The organism is Epilithonimonas zeae, from assembly GCF_023278365.1.
GTDB lineage: Bacteria > Bacteroidota > Bacteroidia > Flavobacteriales > Weeksellaceae > Epilithonimonas > Epilithonimonas zeae_A.
The window spans coordinates 2,246,874-2,263,601 of the sequence record NZ_CP075338.1 but is presented as its reverse complement, the minus strand read 5'-3'; the positions used below and the strand labels follow the sequence as shown (position 1 = coordinate 2,263,601).

Sequence of the window (16,728 nt, the reverse complement as noted above, 5' to 3'; positions counted from 1 at the left end):
TTACGGGGCTTTTGAGACAATCACTCAGGAGCAATAAATTTTTTTTCATCATTTGTGTTTTTAGAATCGTACCTAGTACGATTCTTTTTTTGTTTCATACATCACCAAAAGATTGATAAAATAGGAATAAGTCACCCTTCCATCTTGTTGATTCGACTTCAAAAATAAATCATTGGTTACACCAAAAAAGTCACTTATAATTCCTTCATTCCTTTCGTAGAATTCTAATTCGTTTTTTCTGTCTCTGAGCATTTTTTCAGAATACTGAGAAATCATTTTTAAAACAAAATCTTTATTGTCCAAATTCCTTGACAAAGCTCGTAGTAAGCTTTTTAAAACATAAAGTTGGGTGCTATATTGTAAATCTGCATTTTTGGTGTTTTTTGCGCATAAATAAGCGATAAAACTAGCTTCCTGTTCTCTTGCATAACCAAGTTGATGAGACATCTCGTGCGCCAATGTAAAAGGAATATTTGTCTTAGGAAGATTGGGATTGAATTGTGATTCTGCCGTGAATGGATTGTAATAGCCTAATATTCCAGTGTAATTCATAAAGCTATTGTAAAGACTTGATTTTACAGATAGAATCTTAACGGTTTCTTTTGTGTTGATGAAATTTGGTAAACTCTTTTGTTGCTCAAGAATTTCATATTTAATTTTATCAAAATTATTAATTGTGAAAACCCCGTTTTTGTCTTCGGAAACTTTTTCTCTCGTTTGTTTGCAAAGTTCAAGATATTTTAGACTCAAAGTTTTTAAATCAGAATCATTAATCTTCACTTCTTTATTCGAAAGTTTTTTTATAACTAAAGGCTGGAAATATAGCATTCCCCAAAAACATTGATATAAAAAATAAAAGACATTTACGAAAATCAATATTCTCTTTAAAATCAAACTCTTTTTCTTTCTTACTAATTTGATGATTGAATAAACTAGGGCAAGCGAAATAATCGTATAAATAACATCGCCAACAGAAAATCCGAATCCGGAAAATAATTGGACGTGAAAATCCTTTTTCCATTCATATAGATTCGAAAAAAATGTTGTAGCAAATTCAAACTTCGATAGGATATAGAATAACGAAAATTGGGCAACCAAAATGATTGCCCAAAGTTTATTTTTAATAAAGATATTTTTTTTAGTGTCCACCGGATATTTTTTTATCAAAACTAATACCTTGGCTTTTCAGAATTCCGCTGACTCTCCAAGCATAGAATGCAAGATAAGCAAAACATAAGACTCCAACAATATAACTGTTTTGGATACCAATACTTTCGGAAACGAATCCTTGCAACCAGCTTACAATTCCTCCTCCCATAATCATCATAATCAGGAAGCTGCTTCCTTGGCTGGTGTGTCTTCCTAAACCGCTTACTGCTAGTGTAAAGATACAAGGCCAAAGCGTACTACAGAACAATCCAACACTTGTAAAAGCATAAATACTGATAATTCCATCTGTAAACATACCAATTCCAGTAGCTACAATTCCTAAAGCTGAGAATATCAAAAGCATTCTTGCAGGATTTCCTTTACTCGCCATATCTGCGGCAATCAATACTAGGATAATTAATCCGTAAACATAGAAAGGTGTCAAATCGTGTTTTGCAATAGCGTTAACCAAAAGGAAAACGCCGAACGCTAAATAAGGTGCTAAGAATCTTAATACTTTTTGCAAACTCATATTGTCTGTGAAAGCTTCAACAGCTCCTGTCCAACGACCAATCATCAAACTTGCCCAATAAAGAGAAATGTAAGGAGAGATTTCTTGTAAAGTATAAAGAACGCCAGTTTCAGAATTCACAATAGATTCCATATAAGCAGGTAGGTTACTTGCTGTAGAAACCTCTACACCAACGTAGATGAAAATCGCTAACATTCCCAATAATAACTGAGGATATTTCAAAGCAGAACTTCTTACAGTTCCTTCATCTTTTACAGATTCTTCGATAGTGTCTGGATGTTCTGGTAAAGATGATAATTTAAGTAAAATTGCAACGGCTAAGAATGCCACACCTAAAACCAAATAAGGAATTTTTACACTTTCGATGCTCATTTCTGTATTCTCAGAAGCGGCTGAACCAAAAATAGCGAAACTCACAATCAATGGACCAATTGTCGTCCCAAGATTGTTGATTCCTCCTGCTAATGTCAATCTTTGAGAACCTGTTTTTACAGGACCTAGCGCAATCGCTAATGGATTGGCAACAGTTTGCTGTAAAGAAAATCCTAAGGCCACAATAAACAATCCGGAAAGCATCAATGGAAACGAATGCAGATTGGCAGCCGGATAAAACAGTAATGTTCCTAAGGCAGAAATTGCAAGACCTAAAGCTAAACCGTTTTTATATCCAATTTTGTTGACCAAATCTTTACGAATGGCTAATGAAATCAGCATATAAATGATGGAACCAACTGTATAAGCGATATAAAAAGCGACAGATACAAGCTGACTTTGACCTTGGGTCAAATCGAATGCTTTTTTGAAAACTGGAATAAGGATGTCGTTACTGGCAGCAACAAATCCCCAGAAAAAGAAAACGGTAACAAGCGGGATAAACTGTGCCCAGTTGGTTTTTTGTGTTTCCATTATTTAATTTTATTGTTAATGTTAGGTTAATATTTAAAAACAAATGTAAGTAAAAAGTCTTATTTGTAGAATAATTATTTTAATTACTCAATTAGAGACAATCGGATTTCTTCAAATGCTTTTTCTTTTAATTCTTTTTGTGTAGCATCTGGTGTTAGGATGTCATTGAAGAAAACTTTCACAACTCCGGGATAACCTTTTTTGTTATCAAAAGGAAACATTTCCTTCAAACCTCGGAAAGTGAAAACCGCAATCGGGAATTGATGTTTAGTCGCCAAAATAAAAGCACCATCTTTGAACTGGTCAAGAATTACACTTGTATCATCTGGAACACCGCCTTCCGGAAAAATCACAACACTTTGTCCGTCCTGCATTCTTTCGGCGCATCTTCGATAAACATCGGCGCGACTTCTGGCACTTTTTCTATCCACCATTACACAAACTCTTTTGTATACCGTTCCGAAAATCGGGATTTTCTCGATTTCCTTTTTTCCGACATAACAAAGCGGATGATTGGGGAAAAGAATGCACGGTAACATCACATCCATAATAGATGTGTGGTTTGAGATGATAACATAAGGTTGATCTTTATCGATTTTTTTCTTGGTCTTGAGAATTTTTTTATAACGGAAACCCATCCCATAAAACATGCCAATCGCCCAAAGACGGATAAAGAAGTAACAATATTTATAATGTTCTTTTCGGAAAGATAAAATATAAACAGGAAGAAAAAAGATTAAGGTAAGAACGGTTCCCAAAATTACCATCCAAAATCGCCACGCATAGACCAGAATTGTTCTCATTAATCTTACTTAAAATTTAACTCAAATCAAAAATAGCTTTTTTATCCGTTAAAAATTACTTTTTTCTTTACAGAATAATTAAGAAGAGATACAATGACGATAGAAGTTATCTTACTCATCATCTCTTGAGAAAGCACGTAGATTCCCAAATCTATAGCGTCTTTGAAAACAAAATGATATAAAATCTGGAACAGAAACAAACTGATGAATGTAGAAACAACTGACACGGAAATGAAATAAGCGAACTCTTTCCTTTTAGAATGTTTTCCTCTTTCAAACACAAACCAAATGCTCAGAAAATAATTGGTGATAATTCCGCAACTTGTGGACAGGATATTACTAAACGGATATTTAATTCCGGACAGATTATATTCCCAATTGAAGACTTTTGGAAGGTAAACACTTAGCATTTTGAAGCTGCCGATTTCTACAACCGCGCTTAGCCCACCAGCGATGATGAAGAGTAGAACTTGTTTATGACGGAGAATTAATTGTTTCATTTCAATTGCAAATTTATACGAATTGTTAAATGTTTTAAAATAATAGTTAAATAATTTTTTAGTCTCAAAAATATTTTTACTTTTATTAAGTATTAATAGTTTTTGCGATTTGTCTGAAAGATTAATTATGAAATAGTTAATAAATTGTGAAAATGTTAATATTAATCGATGATGTAATCAAATCCTGACTATGTTTTGGTCGGGAAATTTTTTCATCTCTTGTTAAGTCACCACAATTACAAAATAATTAATGAAAAATGAAAAATTCTAGCAGACCTTACAGAAAATTTCTGCCTCAGCAAAAAAAGATTGAGGAGTTGGAGAAAACGAGCTCACGTTTCAAAAGAATCTATTCAGAATATGAATTGATGTCCGATGAACTTTGGAATCTCGAAAGCAGCGATTCTACAGAAAGTATTCCCGACGATTTCATCAATGCTATCAAATTACAGACAAATTATCTGGAGGACGAAATCGAAGATTGGCTCATACAAGACAACGCTGAAAAAAAGTAAATCTCCAAACCTTCCCGAAAAAATATTATTTTAGCATTCTAAATAATATATTATATGATTGCCATTGTTGACGGCGGTTCTACCAAATGCGATTGGGTTATTCTGGAAAACGACGGTACAGAGGTTCTGAAGACGGAAACTGTTGGATTCAATCCGAATATCATAAAACCAGAACTGATTACAATTGAAATAGAAAAAAATCAGGCACTTACCAAATTCAAAGACTATCTGGAAAACATCTTTTTCTACGGCTCCGGTTGTGGCACTCCCGAAAACAAACTTATTGTAGAAAGAGAAATCCAGAAGGTTTTCAACAACGCACAGATTCGGGTAAAAGAAGACCTTTTGGCGGCGGCTTATGCAGCATACAGAGGTGTTCCGGCAATTGTCTGCATTCTCGGAACAGGTTCCAATGCATGCTATTTCGATGGCGAAAATATCAAAACAGAATTACCTTCTTTAGGATTTCTTATTGGTGACGAAGGTAGTGGAAGTGCATTGGGTAAGCAATTGGTGCGTCATTATTTTATGAAGAAATTACCGCCCGATTTGCATCAGCAATTTACTGAGATATATCAGTTGAACATAGATGATTTGCTCAAAAATATGTATCACAATCCGAGAGCGAATGCTTATATGGCAGATTTCACGAGGTTCATTGTGGACAGAAAAACGCATCCGTATTTTCAGAATTTTATTTACAAAGAACTTAAGAACTTCCTTGAGTTTCAGGTGATGCCGTACGAAGAATGCCGCGAAAGTGAAATCAATTTTATAGGTTCAATTGCCTATTTTTTTGAGGATTCTTTAAGAGCCGCAGCTTCAGATTTTCACTTCAAAATCGGAACCGTTGTTCAGCGTCCGATAGAAAGTCTGGTGAATTATCATCGTGACTATATCATTCCAAAGCTTTAACTTTGCAATAATAATTGGGGCGTATCCCTTTGTTTTTCCAAGCTGAGCCAGCCACAAAAACAAGCGGGTCGGTCTACGGGCAGTCGCTCTCCGCCTTTGGCGAGGAGCTCCAACAATGCCCTCCGCCCTTACGCGATAAAGAATTAAAAACCGTGACTCTATATATTATATATAGGTGCACAACAAAAGTAAATCAACAATGTCAAAAAATTCAAGAGACCAAAACGCTTTTGATAAAGCCGCTTTAGATTACCACCGTATGGAACCGAAAGGTAAGATCGAAGTTATACCTTCCAAACCACATTCATCGCAGAGAGATTTGTCTTTGGCTTATTCGCCGGGCGTTGCTGTGCCTTGTATGGCAATCCACGATGACCCGCAAAGCGTTTACGAATACACTTCAAAAGGAAACTTAGTTGCTGTAATTTCCAACGGAACGGCTGTTTTAGGCTTAGGAGACATCGGTCCCGAAGCTTCAAAACCAGTAATGGAAGGGAAAGGTTTGCTTTTCAAGATTTTCGCGGGAATCAATGTTTTTGATATCGAGATTAATGAAAAAGATCCTGACAAATTCATCGAAACTGTTAAGGCCATTGCGCCAACTTTCGGAGGAATTAATCTTGAAGATATCAAAGCGCCGGAAGCGTTCTATATCGAACAAAGATTGAAAGAGGAATTGGATATTCCTTTGATGCACGATGACCAGCACGGAACGGCGATTATTTCTGCTGCCGCTTTGATTAACTGTATGGAAATAACAGGAAAGAAGATCAATGAAGTGAAAATGGTGATCAATGGAGCTGGAGCAGCAGCTATTGCTTGTGCAAAATTGTATATTTCGCTTGGTCTTGATCCGAAAAATATTTTGATGTGTGACAGTAAAGGTGTCATCAATCATAAAAGAGAAAATCTTACACCGGAGAAATTAGACTTCATTGCTCAGACAGAGATTTCTACTTTGGAAGATGCGGTAAAAGGTTCTGATGTTTTCGTTGGTTTGTCAAAAGGAAATGTAATGTCACCAGAGATGCTTCTTTCTATGGCAAATGACCCAATTGTTTTTGCATTAGCAAATCCGGATCCGGAAATCAGTTATGATTTAGCGGTCGCGACAAGAGAAGATGTGATAATGGCGACTGGAAGAAGTGATTATCCTAACCAGGTGAATAACGTTCTTGGTTTCCCTTATATATTTAGAGGTGCTTTGGACGTTCAGGCAAGAGGAATCAATGAAGCTATGAAATTGGCTGCAGTTCACGCTTTGGCAGAAATTGCCAAGGAACCGGTTCCGGAAATGGTAAAGCTGGCTTATAATGTTAGCAATATCAGTTTCGGAAAAGAATATTTTATTCCGAAACCTTTTGATAATAGGTTGATTACCAAAGTTTCAATTGCCGTGGCAAAAGCGGCTATGGAAAGTGGAATTGCTGGAAAAGCAATTGAGAATTTTGAAGAATACGAGAACCAGCTTCTTGACAGAATGGGAAGAGATGAGAAACTCGTAAGAATGATGCAAAACCGTGCAAAAGCAAATCCGAAAAGAGTAACGCTTGGCAACGGAGAAGAGTATAATATTCTGAAAGCGGCTCAAATTCTACAAGAAGAGGGAATTGCTTATCCAAGTTTGTTAGGAAGCAAAAGACTCATCAAAGAAAAAATGGAAGAGTACGGTATTACATTAGATATTCCAATCATCGACCCGAATGATGACGAAAATAAAGAAACCCGTAAAAAATACAGAAAAACTCTTTGGGACAAAAGAAATAGAAAAGGTATCAATGAGTATAAAGCAAAAAGACACGTAAGACAACGTGATTATTTTGGCCCGTTGATGCTGGAACACGGCGATACCGATGCTTTGATTGTTGGTTTCTCTAAAAGTTATGCATCGGTTCTGAAACCGATCTTAGAAATCATCGATAAAAAGCCGGGCGTTAATAAAGTAGCCGCAATGATGATGATCCTGACAGAAAAAAAACCATTGTTCTTTGCAGATACATCAATCAACAAAAATCCTTCTGCGGAAGATCTTGTAGAGATTGCAAGAATGGCAGAGTTCACCGTGAAATCTTTTGCAATTGAGCCAAGGCTGGCGATGTTAGGATTCGAAAATTTCTCTGCTAAAGCTGATACTTCTAAAAAAGTAGCTGCGGCAGTGAAAATTCTTCACGAAAAATATCCGAAAATGGTTGTTGATGGTGAGATTCAGCCTGATTTTGCATTGAATAGTGACCACTTGGCGGATTATCCTTTCTCAAAATTAGGAACCAATCCAGCTAACGTTTTGGTTTTCCCAAATCTTGAAAGCGCAAACCTTTCCTATAAAATCATCAGAGGAATGAAAGCCGCACAAACCATCGGGCCAATCCTGATGGGACTTAATCAACCGGTTCACGTTCTTCAAATGAGATCAAGCGTTGACGAAATTGTAAATCTTGCAACAATTGCAGTTTTGGACGCGCAGACCAAGGATAAGAAATAGATTAATTTCAATATAATATAAAACGAAAGCCATTCTGATTATTAGAGTGGCTTTTTTTATTGATTAAAATAGTATTCGAAGGTTTAATTTTCTAAATTTATCATTATAAAAATGTCCAAAATAAATAAAACCAGATTTGTTTTATGGGTATTTGTTTTCATAAGTAGTTTTTATTTCGCCCAAACAAAATTCTATGTCTCTTTAGAAGAAGCGTTCAAAGAACCTTTGAAAGTGACAAACCTATCTATTTCTGATGATGAAGAAATAGCAGAGCTACCAAGATGTATCGAACAATTTGTCAATCTTGAAACTTTGATTATTGCTTTTAATCCTAAACTTAAAAAACTTCCTGAATCTATCGGAAATTTACCTAAATTGAAAACATTAAAAATCATTGATAATGAATCTTTGATTAAAATTCCAAATTCGATTGTAAATTTAAAAAGCTTAGAGTCTCTTTCATTGGATCGCAGTAAGATTGAAAATTTGCCGGACAATATTGGACTTATGACGAATTTGAAAGATTTGTACTTAACCGAAAATCAGCTAAGGGCTCTGCCAAATTCAGTATCGAATCTTACTAATTTGGAAGATTTGTATCTGGATAATAATCAGTTTGAAGAAATTCCAAATTCTATTAAAAATCTTAAAAAATTGAAGAGAATTAATTTTAATAATAATAAAATTAAAAATATTCCAACTTTCATCTATGATTTACCTAACTTATGGGGCTTGTTTTTAGAAAACAATCAGATTGAAAATATAGCTCCACAATTGAATAATCTGAAAAATCTAAGAGTGCTTGCTTTGGAAAATAACAAGATATCAACCTTTTCTATAGATCTCTCAAATTTGTCTTCGTTGGAATCAATAGTTTTGGATAAAAATCCTATAAAAGATAAAGATTTACAATTTTCCAGATCAAAATTATCATCAGGAAAAATATATTGTAATAATAAATAAAGTTGATGTGAATAGAATCAAAAAGCCCCATTCAAAAATGACAAAATTTGAATAATCACAAGTTTATTAAAGAAATATCTATAAAAAGCCATTTTAGTTGTTAAAATGGCTTTTGTTTTTAAGTTAATTTATATCTTCGCAAAACCCTAATTTTTTATTAATTCAATGATATATTCGCTAAAAGGAGTTGTTCAGGAGTTAACGCCCACATTTGCTGTGATTGATGTTAACGGAATTGGATATTATGTTGGCATCAGTCTGCAGACATCCCAAAATCTGAAATTAGAATCTCCGGTTTTATTATACATTCAACAGATTATTCGTGAAGATGCTCATCTGCTTTTTGGTTTCTTTACCAAAAAGGAAAAAGAGATGTTCAACCTGTTAATAAGTGTTAACGGTGTAGGACCTGTTTCCGCGTTAATTTTGTTATCTTCGCTCAGCTTGTCAGAGGCTGCCAATGCTATACTTTCCGGTAATAGCGGACTTATCCAAAAAGTGAAGGGTATAGGTGTGAAAACTGCAGAAAGAATCATTATAGATTTGCGGGATAAAGTCGGTAACTTCGGGAATTCTGAAGAAAAACTTTCTGTTTCTGCAAACAATAAAAACAAAAATGAAGCGTTATCTGCTTTAGAAGTTTTAGGAATTTCTAAGAAAGTGAGCGAGAAGATTGCTGATAGAATTTTGAAGCAAAATCCAGAAGCTTCTGTAGAAGAATTAGTGAAAGAGATTTTAAAAAATATTTAACAATTGATGATGTTTTGTCATCAGTTTCTTAAAAGAATATAAGTGAAGAAAAATATTTACCTTTATAAATTAACCCTCCTTTTTTTATTTTTTGTAGGCTTTGCCAACATTGCTGCACAAGAAAAACCTGCCGACACTCTGGTGACGGGTAGAAAAGAATTTAGCCTTGGCGACCCCATTCGTTATGATGCTTTTTACGACATCAAAACGGGAATGTATTATCTGTATCCTAAAATCGGAAATTCGGTTGTGGGTTCTCCGATTGCCATGACTTTTGAGGAATACAAAAATTATGTAATGGAAAGCAATCTTCGTACCTATTACGAAGAAAAGTCATTATTAAATGATCTTGGAAGGAGAAAAGATCAGACAGATGCCAAGAAAAAAGGCTTGATTCCGGCTATTACCATCAAAAATAAAATGTTCGAAAATATTTTTGGAAGTAATAAAATTGAATTGATTCCTCAAGGTTTTGCATCATTTGATTTGGGTGGATTGTATCAAAAAATTGATAATCCATTGATTCTTCCTCAGAACAGAACCAGTTTTGCAATTAATATTCAGCAAAGAATTCAATTAGGGATTACCGGTAAAGTTGGAGAAAATCTTCAGTTAAAAGCTAATTACGATACACAAAGTGGATTCGCCTTCGAAAACCGTATGAATATGGTTTGGCAGGCAAAAGGATCATGGAAAGATCTACAGTCCAAAGGTCTGAATGAAAAGGGACAAGATCCAGAAGATAAAATCATCAAAAGAGTAGAAGTTGGTAATATCAATATGCCACTTTCTACAAGTTTAATCAGAGGTTCTCAATCTTTATTTGGTCTTAAAACAGAATTCCAGCTGGGTAAAACAACCGGAACTTTGGTGTTTTCACAACAACAAGGTGAAGCTAAAACCATTGTTGCCCAAGGTGGTGGGACGATGAGTACTTTCAAAGTTAATGCTTATGATTACGAAGATAATCAACACTACTTTTTAGGACATTATTTCAAAGATAATTATGATACGTCATTAGAAAATTATCCATTAATCAATTCCAGAATTAATATTACAAGACTTGAAGTTTGGGTTTTGGATCAAGGTGGCGCTAATATCGAATCTCAGAAACCAATTGTCGGAATTAGAGATTTGGGTGATGGACAAGGAGTAACACCAAATAACGCAAATAACAATTTATATCAACAGATCTCTTCTGCATTAGGAACTACAAGAGATGTTGTTGCAGCTTACAGTACTTTGAATGGTAGATCTTTTCCAAATGCTCAAGGAACACCTGAACCATTTGTTTCGGGAGAACATTTCATGAACAATGTAAAGGCAAGAAAACTGACTTCTTCAGAGTATAAATACAATACACAATTGGGTTATATTTCCCTAAATCAAAGGCTGAATGACAATCAATTTGTTGCGGTTTCATTCTCATATACAGTCAATGGGTCTAGTCAGGTTTATAAAGTCGGAGAGTTTTCTGAAGAAAATGCAGTCTTGATTACAAAACTTCTGAAATCCAATGTTACTGTAAAACCTACATCTCCAATGTGGGATTTGATGATGAAGAATATCTATTCACTTAATTCTAATCAACTTCAAGCACAGGATTTCTTATTAAATGTTTACTTCAAAGATCCGTCTTCTGGAGGTAAGGTTAATTACTTGGCTGGTGCTACTTATAATGAAAATGTGAATGGTGTTAACTATACCAAATTTGACCAAGAAAATCTCTTAAGAGTTTTCAATTGGGATAGGTTAAATGTCAATGGAGATTTACAAACTACAATTAAAAATAATAACACGGTATATGGTGATGGTATATTCGATTTTGTTAGCGGAACTACCGTAGATGCAGAAAATGGAAAAGTCATCTTTACCAAAGTTCAACCGTTTGGTAATTACCTTACCAAAATTTTAAAAAGTGACAATACAAAAGATTATGTCTACAGTGACTTATATACCAAATTAAAAGAAACTGCAAAACAAAGTAACTTAGCACAACGATACACGATTGAAGGTCGTTACAAAGGAGCTCAAGGACAAGGGATATCTCTTGGAGCAATCAACGTTCCGCAAGGTTCTGTAAAAGTTACGGCTAATGGAGCTCAGCTTGTAGAAGGTGTAGACTATACTGTAGATTATATGTCTGGAACAGTTAACATCATTAATGAAACAGTAAAACAATCTGGACAGGCAATTAATATTTCACTGGAAAATCAATTAACTTTCAATACTCAGAGAAAAAGTTTCTGGGGATTGAATTTGGAGAGAAAATTCAATGAGCATTTGACAGTTGGTGCAACTGCAGTTAATTATACAGAAAGACCATTAACTCAAAAAGTAAATTATGGTCAGGAAGCGGTAAGTAATACAATGGTCGGCTTCAATATGATGTACAACAATGAGCTGCCATTCTTGACGAGATTAACAGATAAAATTCCGTTCATCAATACAGAAGCACCATCTAATTTGAACTTCAAAGCGGAAGGAGCTTATTTGATTCCAGGTCAAAGTAAAGGAATCAATGATCAATCTTATATTGATGATTTTGAACAAACCACTTCAAAGATTTCTTTGAAAGAACCTGCAATGTGGAGTTTGGCATCTCGTCCTGAAAAGAATAAGGATTATCCTGCGCTTTTCCCAATGACTGTAAATAATGATGATACAACGACTGGAAACGGAAGAGGTTTGTTATCATGGTACACCATCGACCCTAGATTCTATGGAGTTGGAGGTGCGGCACCAAACGGAATTAACGCCCAAAGACTTTCCAACCACGCATCCAGAAGAGTTCAGATGCAGGAAATCTACAGTAACAGAGATTACGTTGCAGGGGAGCAAACCCTTCTTAATACTTTCGATATTACGTATTATCCGCAAGAGAGAGGACCTTATAATGTCAACCCAGGTACAGAGACAACTTCGCAAAGATGGGCTGGTTTGATGAGACCAATTTCGGTTACCAACTTTGTAACTTCTAATATAGATTATGTAGAATTTTGGATGATGGATCCTCGTGCAGATGGCAATAACTTAGGAAGTGATCCAAAATTATTACTACAATTAGGAAACGTTTCTGAGGATGTTTTGAAAGATGGCAGATTGCAATACGAAAACGGAATGCCAACAGGAAGCGTGCCTTCCAATACAACGACAACCAAATGGGGAACACAGCCAAAGCAGGTTCCGATTCTTTATGCTTTCTCATCAGAAGGTGATGAAAGAGCACAACAGGATTTAGGTTATGATGGATTGAGCGGGACACAAGAGCAAGAAAAATTTGGTGTTAATTTTGTGAACCCAGTTACGAATGAACTAGATCCGGCTTCGGATAACTTTGTTTTCTATTTGTCAGATCAGTTCCAAGGCGATTTGGCTTCTTCGTTGACAGAGCGTTATAAATATTTCCGAGGTCCTGAAGGTAACTCTGCAGCCAATACTTTAGAAGTAGCAACACAAACTCCAGATGCTGAAGATATCAACAGAGATTATAACCTTGACCAAACTGAAAATTATAACCAATATACAATTGACCTTAATCCAACAAGTATGGTGGTGGGACAGAATAAAATTGTTGATGTAAAAGAAGTTGATGTTAAGTTTGAAAACGGACAAGCAGGAAAAGTAAAATGGTATTTATTTAGAATTCCAGTTGGAGACTATGATGGTAAAGAAGGGGGTAATAATAATCCTATTATAGAAGGTTCTGATGAATCGGTTCTTAACAACGTAAGATTTGCTAGATTATTGATGAAGGGGTTTGACCAGACATCAACATTGAGATTTGGATCTTTTGATTTGGTAAGATCTGATTGGAGAAAATATACTAACCGTATTTATAGTAGTACTGTTGGTACCGAGACAGAAGGAACGTCAAGTTCGGATGCTAATCTTAATTCTAACTTTAATGTAGGAAGCGTCAACTTAGAAGAAAACGCGCAAGGAACGCCGCCGTATGTTTTGCCTCCGGGAATTGATAGACAAGTGTTGAGTGGGAATGCTGGGGCACAAAGACAGAATGAGTCTTCTTTGTATATGAAAGTGGATAATCTTTTAGGAGAATCAAGAGGGGTTTTCAAGAATACAAGTCTTGATATGCGTCGTTACAAAAAATTAGCAATGTTTGTACACGCAGAAAACCTTAGTAATACGGCGCTTAAAGAAGATCCAGATGCCAAATTCTTCATTCGTTTTGGTAGTGATAATACGGATAACTATTACGAGTACGAGTCTTCTTTGAATTATACTGCTAGCAATGCGACATCACCATTAGATATCTGGCCGGATGCTAATACTGTTGATTTAGAAATTGAAAACTTTGTTAATGCCAAGCTGAAAAGAGATGAGTTGTTGAGAGTTCAAAATCCGACAATTAAGTTAACTGATAGATATGATTTTACAGAATATGCAGATAATAATAAAGAGAAAAAAATCTATGTCAAAGGGCGTCCAAGTATCGGAAATGTGACGACAATTATGATTGGAGTTAGAAATAATAGCAAAGCAACCTCCAAAACGCTTGTCCTTTGGGTGAACGAAATCCGTTTGTCAGAAATTGAAAATAAAGGTGGTTACGCTGCTAATGCAAGTTTGAACTTCAACCTTGGAGATTTTGCAATGGTGAATGCTAATGCTTCTTATGCTTCTATAGGATTTGGAGCAATCGATCAAAAACCATCAGAAAGATCTCAGGACGAGAATTCTGCTTTCAGTATTAATACGACTGTTAACGTAGATAAGTTCTTGCCGGAAAAATCTGGTATGAAGATTCCTTTGAACTACTCTTATACTCAGACAATGACCAATCCAAAATACAATCCTTTGGATAATGATGTGGAATTGTCTAAAGCTCCAAATCAAGAGGAACTTAAAAAAGTAGTCAGCACATACACACAACAAAGAAGTATTGGAGTTGTGAACATGAGAAAGGAAAGAATGAATCCGGATAAAAAGCCAAAATTCTATGATGTAGAAAACTTAAATGTTACGGCAATTTATAATGATGATTTCTATCGTGATGTTTATACAAAACGTAATTATAAGCAATATTTGAATGGTTATTTGGAGTACAATTATACCTTTAAACCTTATGTTTTGAAGCCATTCAACAAAATGGTTAGCGATACAGCGAAGTCGTACAAATATTTGAGATGGGTTAAGGAATTTAATTTCAATCCGGTTCCTACAAGATTATCTTTCAGAACTATTTTGGATAGAAATTACAATGAGCTAGAATATAGAAATGTTGATGCTTTACTTTCCGGAAATGGAGGTCAGGATTTTGAAACCATCAGAAACAGAAACTTCTTCTTTGGATGGCAATATAGTTTAGGGTTTAATTTCACTAAGTCTTTAAAATTAGAAATCAATTCTGAAACTAAAACATTGAATGATCAGATGGATGTTAATTCTATGAATAACAAATCTATCTTCAGTAATCCATTCAGAGCGGGTCGTCCTGTTTTGTATAACCACAGAGCACAGTTGAATTACAGATTGCCGTTTGAGTATTTGCCATATTTGGATTTCATCAATGCAGAATTGAGCTATCAATTCCAATATAACTGGAATGCTAGATCAACAGCTGTTAGAAATTTCTATAATGAAGAGACTAAGGAGTATGATAATTTGGGTAACATTTCTCAAAATACCAACGCCATTGTAGCGACTTCAACTGTAGATGTTCCTAAGTTTTTAGGTAAGTTCAGTTATTTCAGAAAAATAAATGAGACAATGCAGAAGCGTCGTCAAGAGATAGATTCTCTTGGTAATGTTTACAATACAGCATTTACTAAAAAGAATAGCAGATTCAAGTTCAAGAGTTATAAATTCAAGAATAAGTTGAAACCGCTTCAGGCTGTGGCTTATGCATTAACTTCATTGAAGCAATTGAATGTTAATTACAATGAAAATAATGGTATCGTATTGCCAGGATTATTATCCGCACCTAATTTCTATGGTTACGGACAAACACTTGGTGGTCCAACAATCGGATTCTTATTAGGATCGCAAGCTGATATCAGAAGAACTGTAATAGAAAATGGATGGGTTTCTAATTCAACATTAATGAATGATGCTTACTCCGAATTGAACAACAGAACCTTTACGGCGGACTTGCAAGTGATGCCGGCAAATGATCTTAGAATAGATTTCAATGTGTTGCAAAATTACAGTAGAAATTATGTTCAAGGTGGTTATAATGTGGTTAACGATTTAGAAAACTATCGAGGTTACAGAGATGCTTTTGGAACAGAATTGATTACTTACTCCAATACATCTTGGTCGTTCAATACAGCATTCAAAGATGGAGCAGCACTTTATCAATCTATAAAAGATAATGCATTAGCCATTTCTCAACAGTACGAAGGAATTAGAGATGCGGAAGGTTACACGGCTGGTTACTCCAGAAGTAATTCTTATGTTTTGATTCCGGCTTTCAAAGCTGCTATAGAAGGTAAATCTCCTAAGAAAATGGGCAATCCTACTAAAGCTGGAGTTCCATTACCAAACTGGAAATTGGTTTACTCAGGACTTAGAAACTTACCAATTGTTAATAGTCAATTCTCTAAGTTTGATGTTTTACATTCATACGTTTCAACATTTACGATGTCAGGTGTTCAGGCGAGTGTAGATTATTTTGACAGAGACCTTAGAGATCCTAGCACAGCTTATGATTCCAATGGTAACAGATACAATCCTTATACATTTACACAAGTTGGATATGTAGAATCGTTCTCTCCATTGATTGGTTTTGATGTAACGATGAGAAACAATATGCAATTCCGTTTCAACTATAATAGAGATAGAACTTACTTGTTAGGATTAGTTAATACTACATTGACGGAGGAATTAGGAAATGAGTTCGTCGTAGGTTACGGATACATTTTGAAAGACCTTAAAATTAGAATTAATTATAAAGGAAAAGGAAGAGACATCAAGAGTGATCTTAATATGAGAGCAGACTTATCAATGAGAGATAGTAAAACAACTATTACCAATATTTTGATAGACGACTCTCAGGTAACAGGAGGACAAAAGATTTTCAGTCTCAAGTTATCCGCAGATTACAATATGTCACAGAATCTGAACCTGAAATTCTTCTACGATCAGATGATGACCAAGTATAAGATTTCAACAGCCTTCCCGCTGTCAACCATCAGAGCTGGTATCACCGCCACGATGACATTCGGAGGAGCTAGTAATTAATAAAAAA

General features: G+C 35.1%; 10 protein-coding genes. 6 read left to right on the top strand and 4 right to left on the bottom strand.

Features of this window, described 5'->3' with window-relative positions; translation table 11 throughout:
• Positions 1–72 precede the first annotated feature (72 nt).
• From KI430_RS10035 to KI430_RS10020, 4 genes are all read right to left on the bottom strand, one after another.
• Entirely contained in the window at positions 73–1,149 is a 1,077-nt protein-coding gene (locus KI430_RS10035) for a DUF3810 domain-containing protein (protein WP_248874435.1), read from the bottom strand.
• Positions 1,139–2,587 carry an MFS transporter gene (locus tag KI430_RS10030; RefSeq protein WP_248874433.1) on the bottom strand — a complete coding sequence of 483 codons (1,449 nt, stop codon included), beginning with the start codon at positions 2,585–2,587 and terminating at the stop codon, positions 1,139–1,141. Before KI430_RS10030 ends, KI430_RS10035 begins: the two co-directional genes overlap by 11 nt.
• An 83-nt stretch (positions 2,588–2,670) precedes the next feature.
• The gene (locus tag KI430_RS10025; protein WP_248874431.1) at positions 2,671–3,390 is read right to left on the bottom strand and encodes a lysophospholipid acyltransferase family protein; all 720 of its coding nucleotides are present in this window, start codon (positions 3,388–3,390) and stop codon (positions 2,671–2,673) included.
• Positions 3,391–3,431: 41 nt separating this feature from the next.
• On the bottom strand, positions 3,432–3,890 hold the full coding sequence (locus KI430_RS10020) for a GtrA family protein (RefSeq protein WP_248874429.1): 459 nt from the start codon (positions 3,888–3,890) through the stop codon (positions 3,432–3,434).
• 257 nt (positions 3,891–4,147) lie between these two features.
• Here KI430_RS10020 and KI430_RS10015 point away from each other — a divergent pair, with 257 nt between their 5' ends.
• From KI430_RS10015 to sprA, 6 genes are all read left to right on the top strand, one after another.
• Complete coding sequence (locus KI430_RS10015) at positions 4,148–4,405, top strand: hypothetical protein (protein ID WP_074236458.1); 258 nt, start codon at positions 4,148–4,150, stop codon at positions 4,403–4,405.
• Positions 4,406–4,459: 54 nt separating this feature from the next.
• Entirely contained in the window at positions 4,460–5,320 is an 861-nt protein-coding gene (locus KI430_RS10010) for a BadF/BadG/BcrA/BcrD ATPase family protein (RefSeq protein ID WP_248874427.1), read from the top strand.
• Between the two features lie 199 nt (positions 5,321–5,519).
• The gene (locus tag KI430_RS10005) at positions 5,520–7,802 is read left to right on the top strand and encodes an NADP-dependent malic enzyme (RefSeq protein WP_248874425.1); all 2,283 of its coding nucleotides are present in this window, start codon (positions 5,520–5,522) and stop codon (positions 7,800–7,802) included.
• Between the two features lie 231 nt (positions 7,803–8,033).
• Positions 8,034–8,765 (top strand): leucine-rich repeat domain-containing protein, encoded by a 732-nt coding sequence (locus KI430_RS10000; RefSeq protein ID WP_248874423.1) that lies wholly within the window; start codon positions 8,034–8,036, stop codon positions 8,763–8,765.
• A 165-nt stretch (positions 8,766–8,930) separates the two neighbouring features.
• Entirely contained in the window at positions 8,931–9,515 is a 585-nt protein-coding gene (gene ruvA / locus KI430_RS09995) for a Holliday junction branch migration protein RuvA (RefSeq protein ID WP_248874421.1), read from the top strand.
• 42 nt (positions 9,516–9,557) lie between these two features.
• Positions 9,558–16,721: a cell surface protein SprA gene (sprA, locus tag KI430_RS09990; RefSeq protein ID WP_248874419.1), complete on the top strand. Its 7,164-nt coding sequence runs from the start codon at positions 9,558–9,560 to the stop codon at positions 16,719–16,721.
• The last annotated feature ends 7 nt before the right edge of the window (positions 16,722–16,728 follow it).

What these genes read in the sequence shown, in the direction of transcription:
- KI430_RS10030 (WP_248874433.1), bottom strand. Translation starts at nt 2,587, where the DNA reads ATGGAAACACAAAAAACCAACTGGGCACAGTTTATCCCGCTTGTTACC.
- KI430_RS10025 (WP_248874431.1), bottom strand. Translation starts at nt 3,390, where the DNA reads ATGAGAACAATTCTGGTCTATGCGTGGCGATTTTGGATGGTAATTTTG.
- KI430_RS10020 (WP_248874429.1), bottom strand. Translation starts at nt 3,890, where the DNA reads ATGAAACAATTAATTCTCCGTCATAAACAAGTTCTACTCTTCATCATC.
- KI430_RS10015 (WP_074236458.1), top strand. Translation starts at nt 4,148, where the DNA reads ATGAAAAATTCTAGCAGACCTTACAGAAAATTTCTGCCTCAGCAAAAA.
- KI430_RS10010 (WP_248874427.1), top strand. Translation starts at nt 4,460, where the DNA reads ATGATTGCCATTGTTGACGGCGGTTCTACCAAATGCGATTGGGTTATT.
- KI430_RS10005 (WP_248874425.1), top strand. Translation starts at nt 5,520, where the DNA reads ATGTCAAAAAATTCAAGAGACCAAAACGCTTTTGATAAAGCCGCTTTA.
- ruvA (WP_248874421.1), top strand. Translation starts at nt 8,931, where the DNA reads ATGATATATTCGCTAAAAGGAGTTGTTCAGGAGTTAACGCCCACATTT.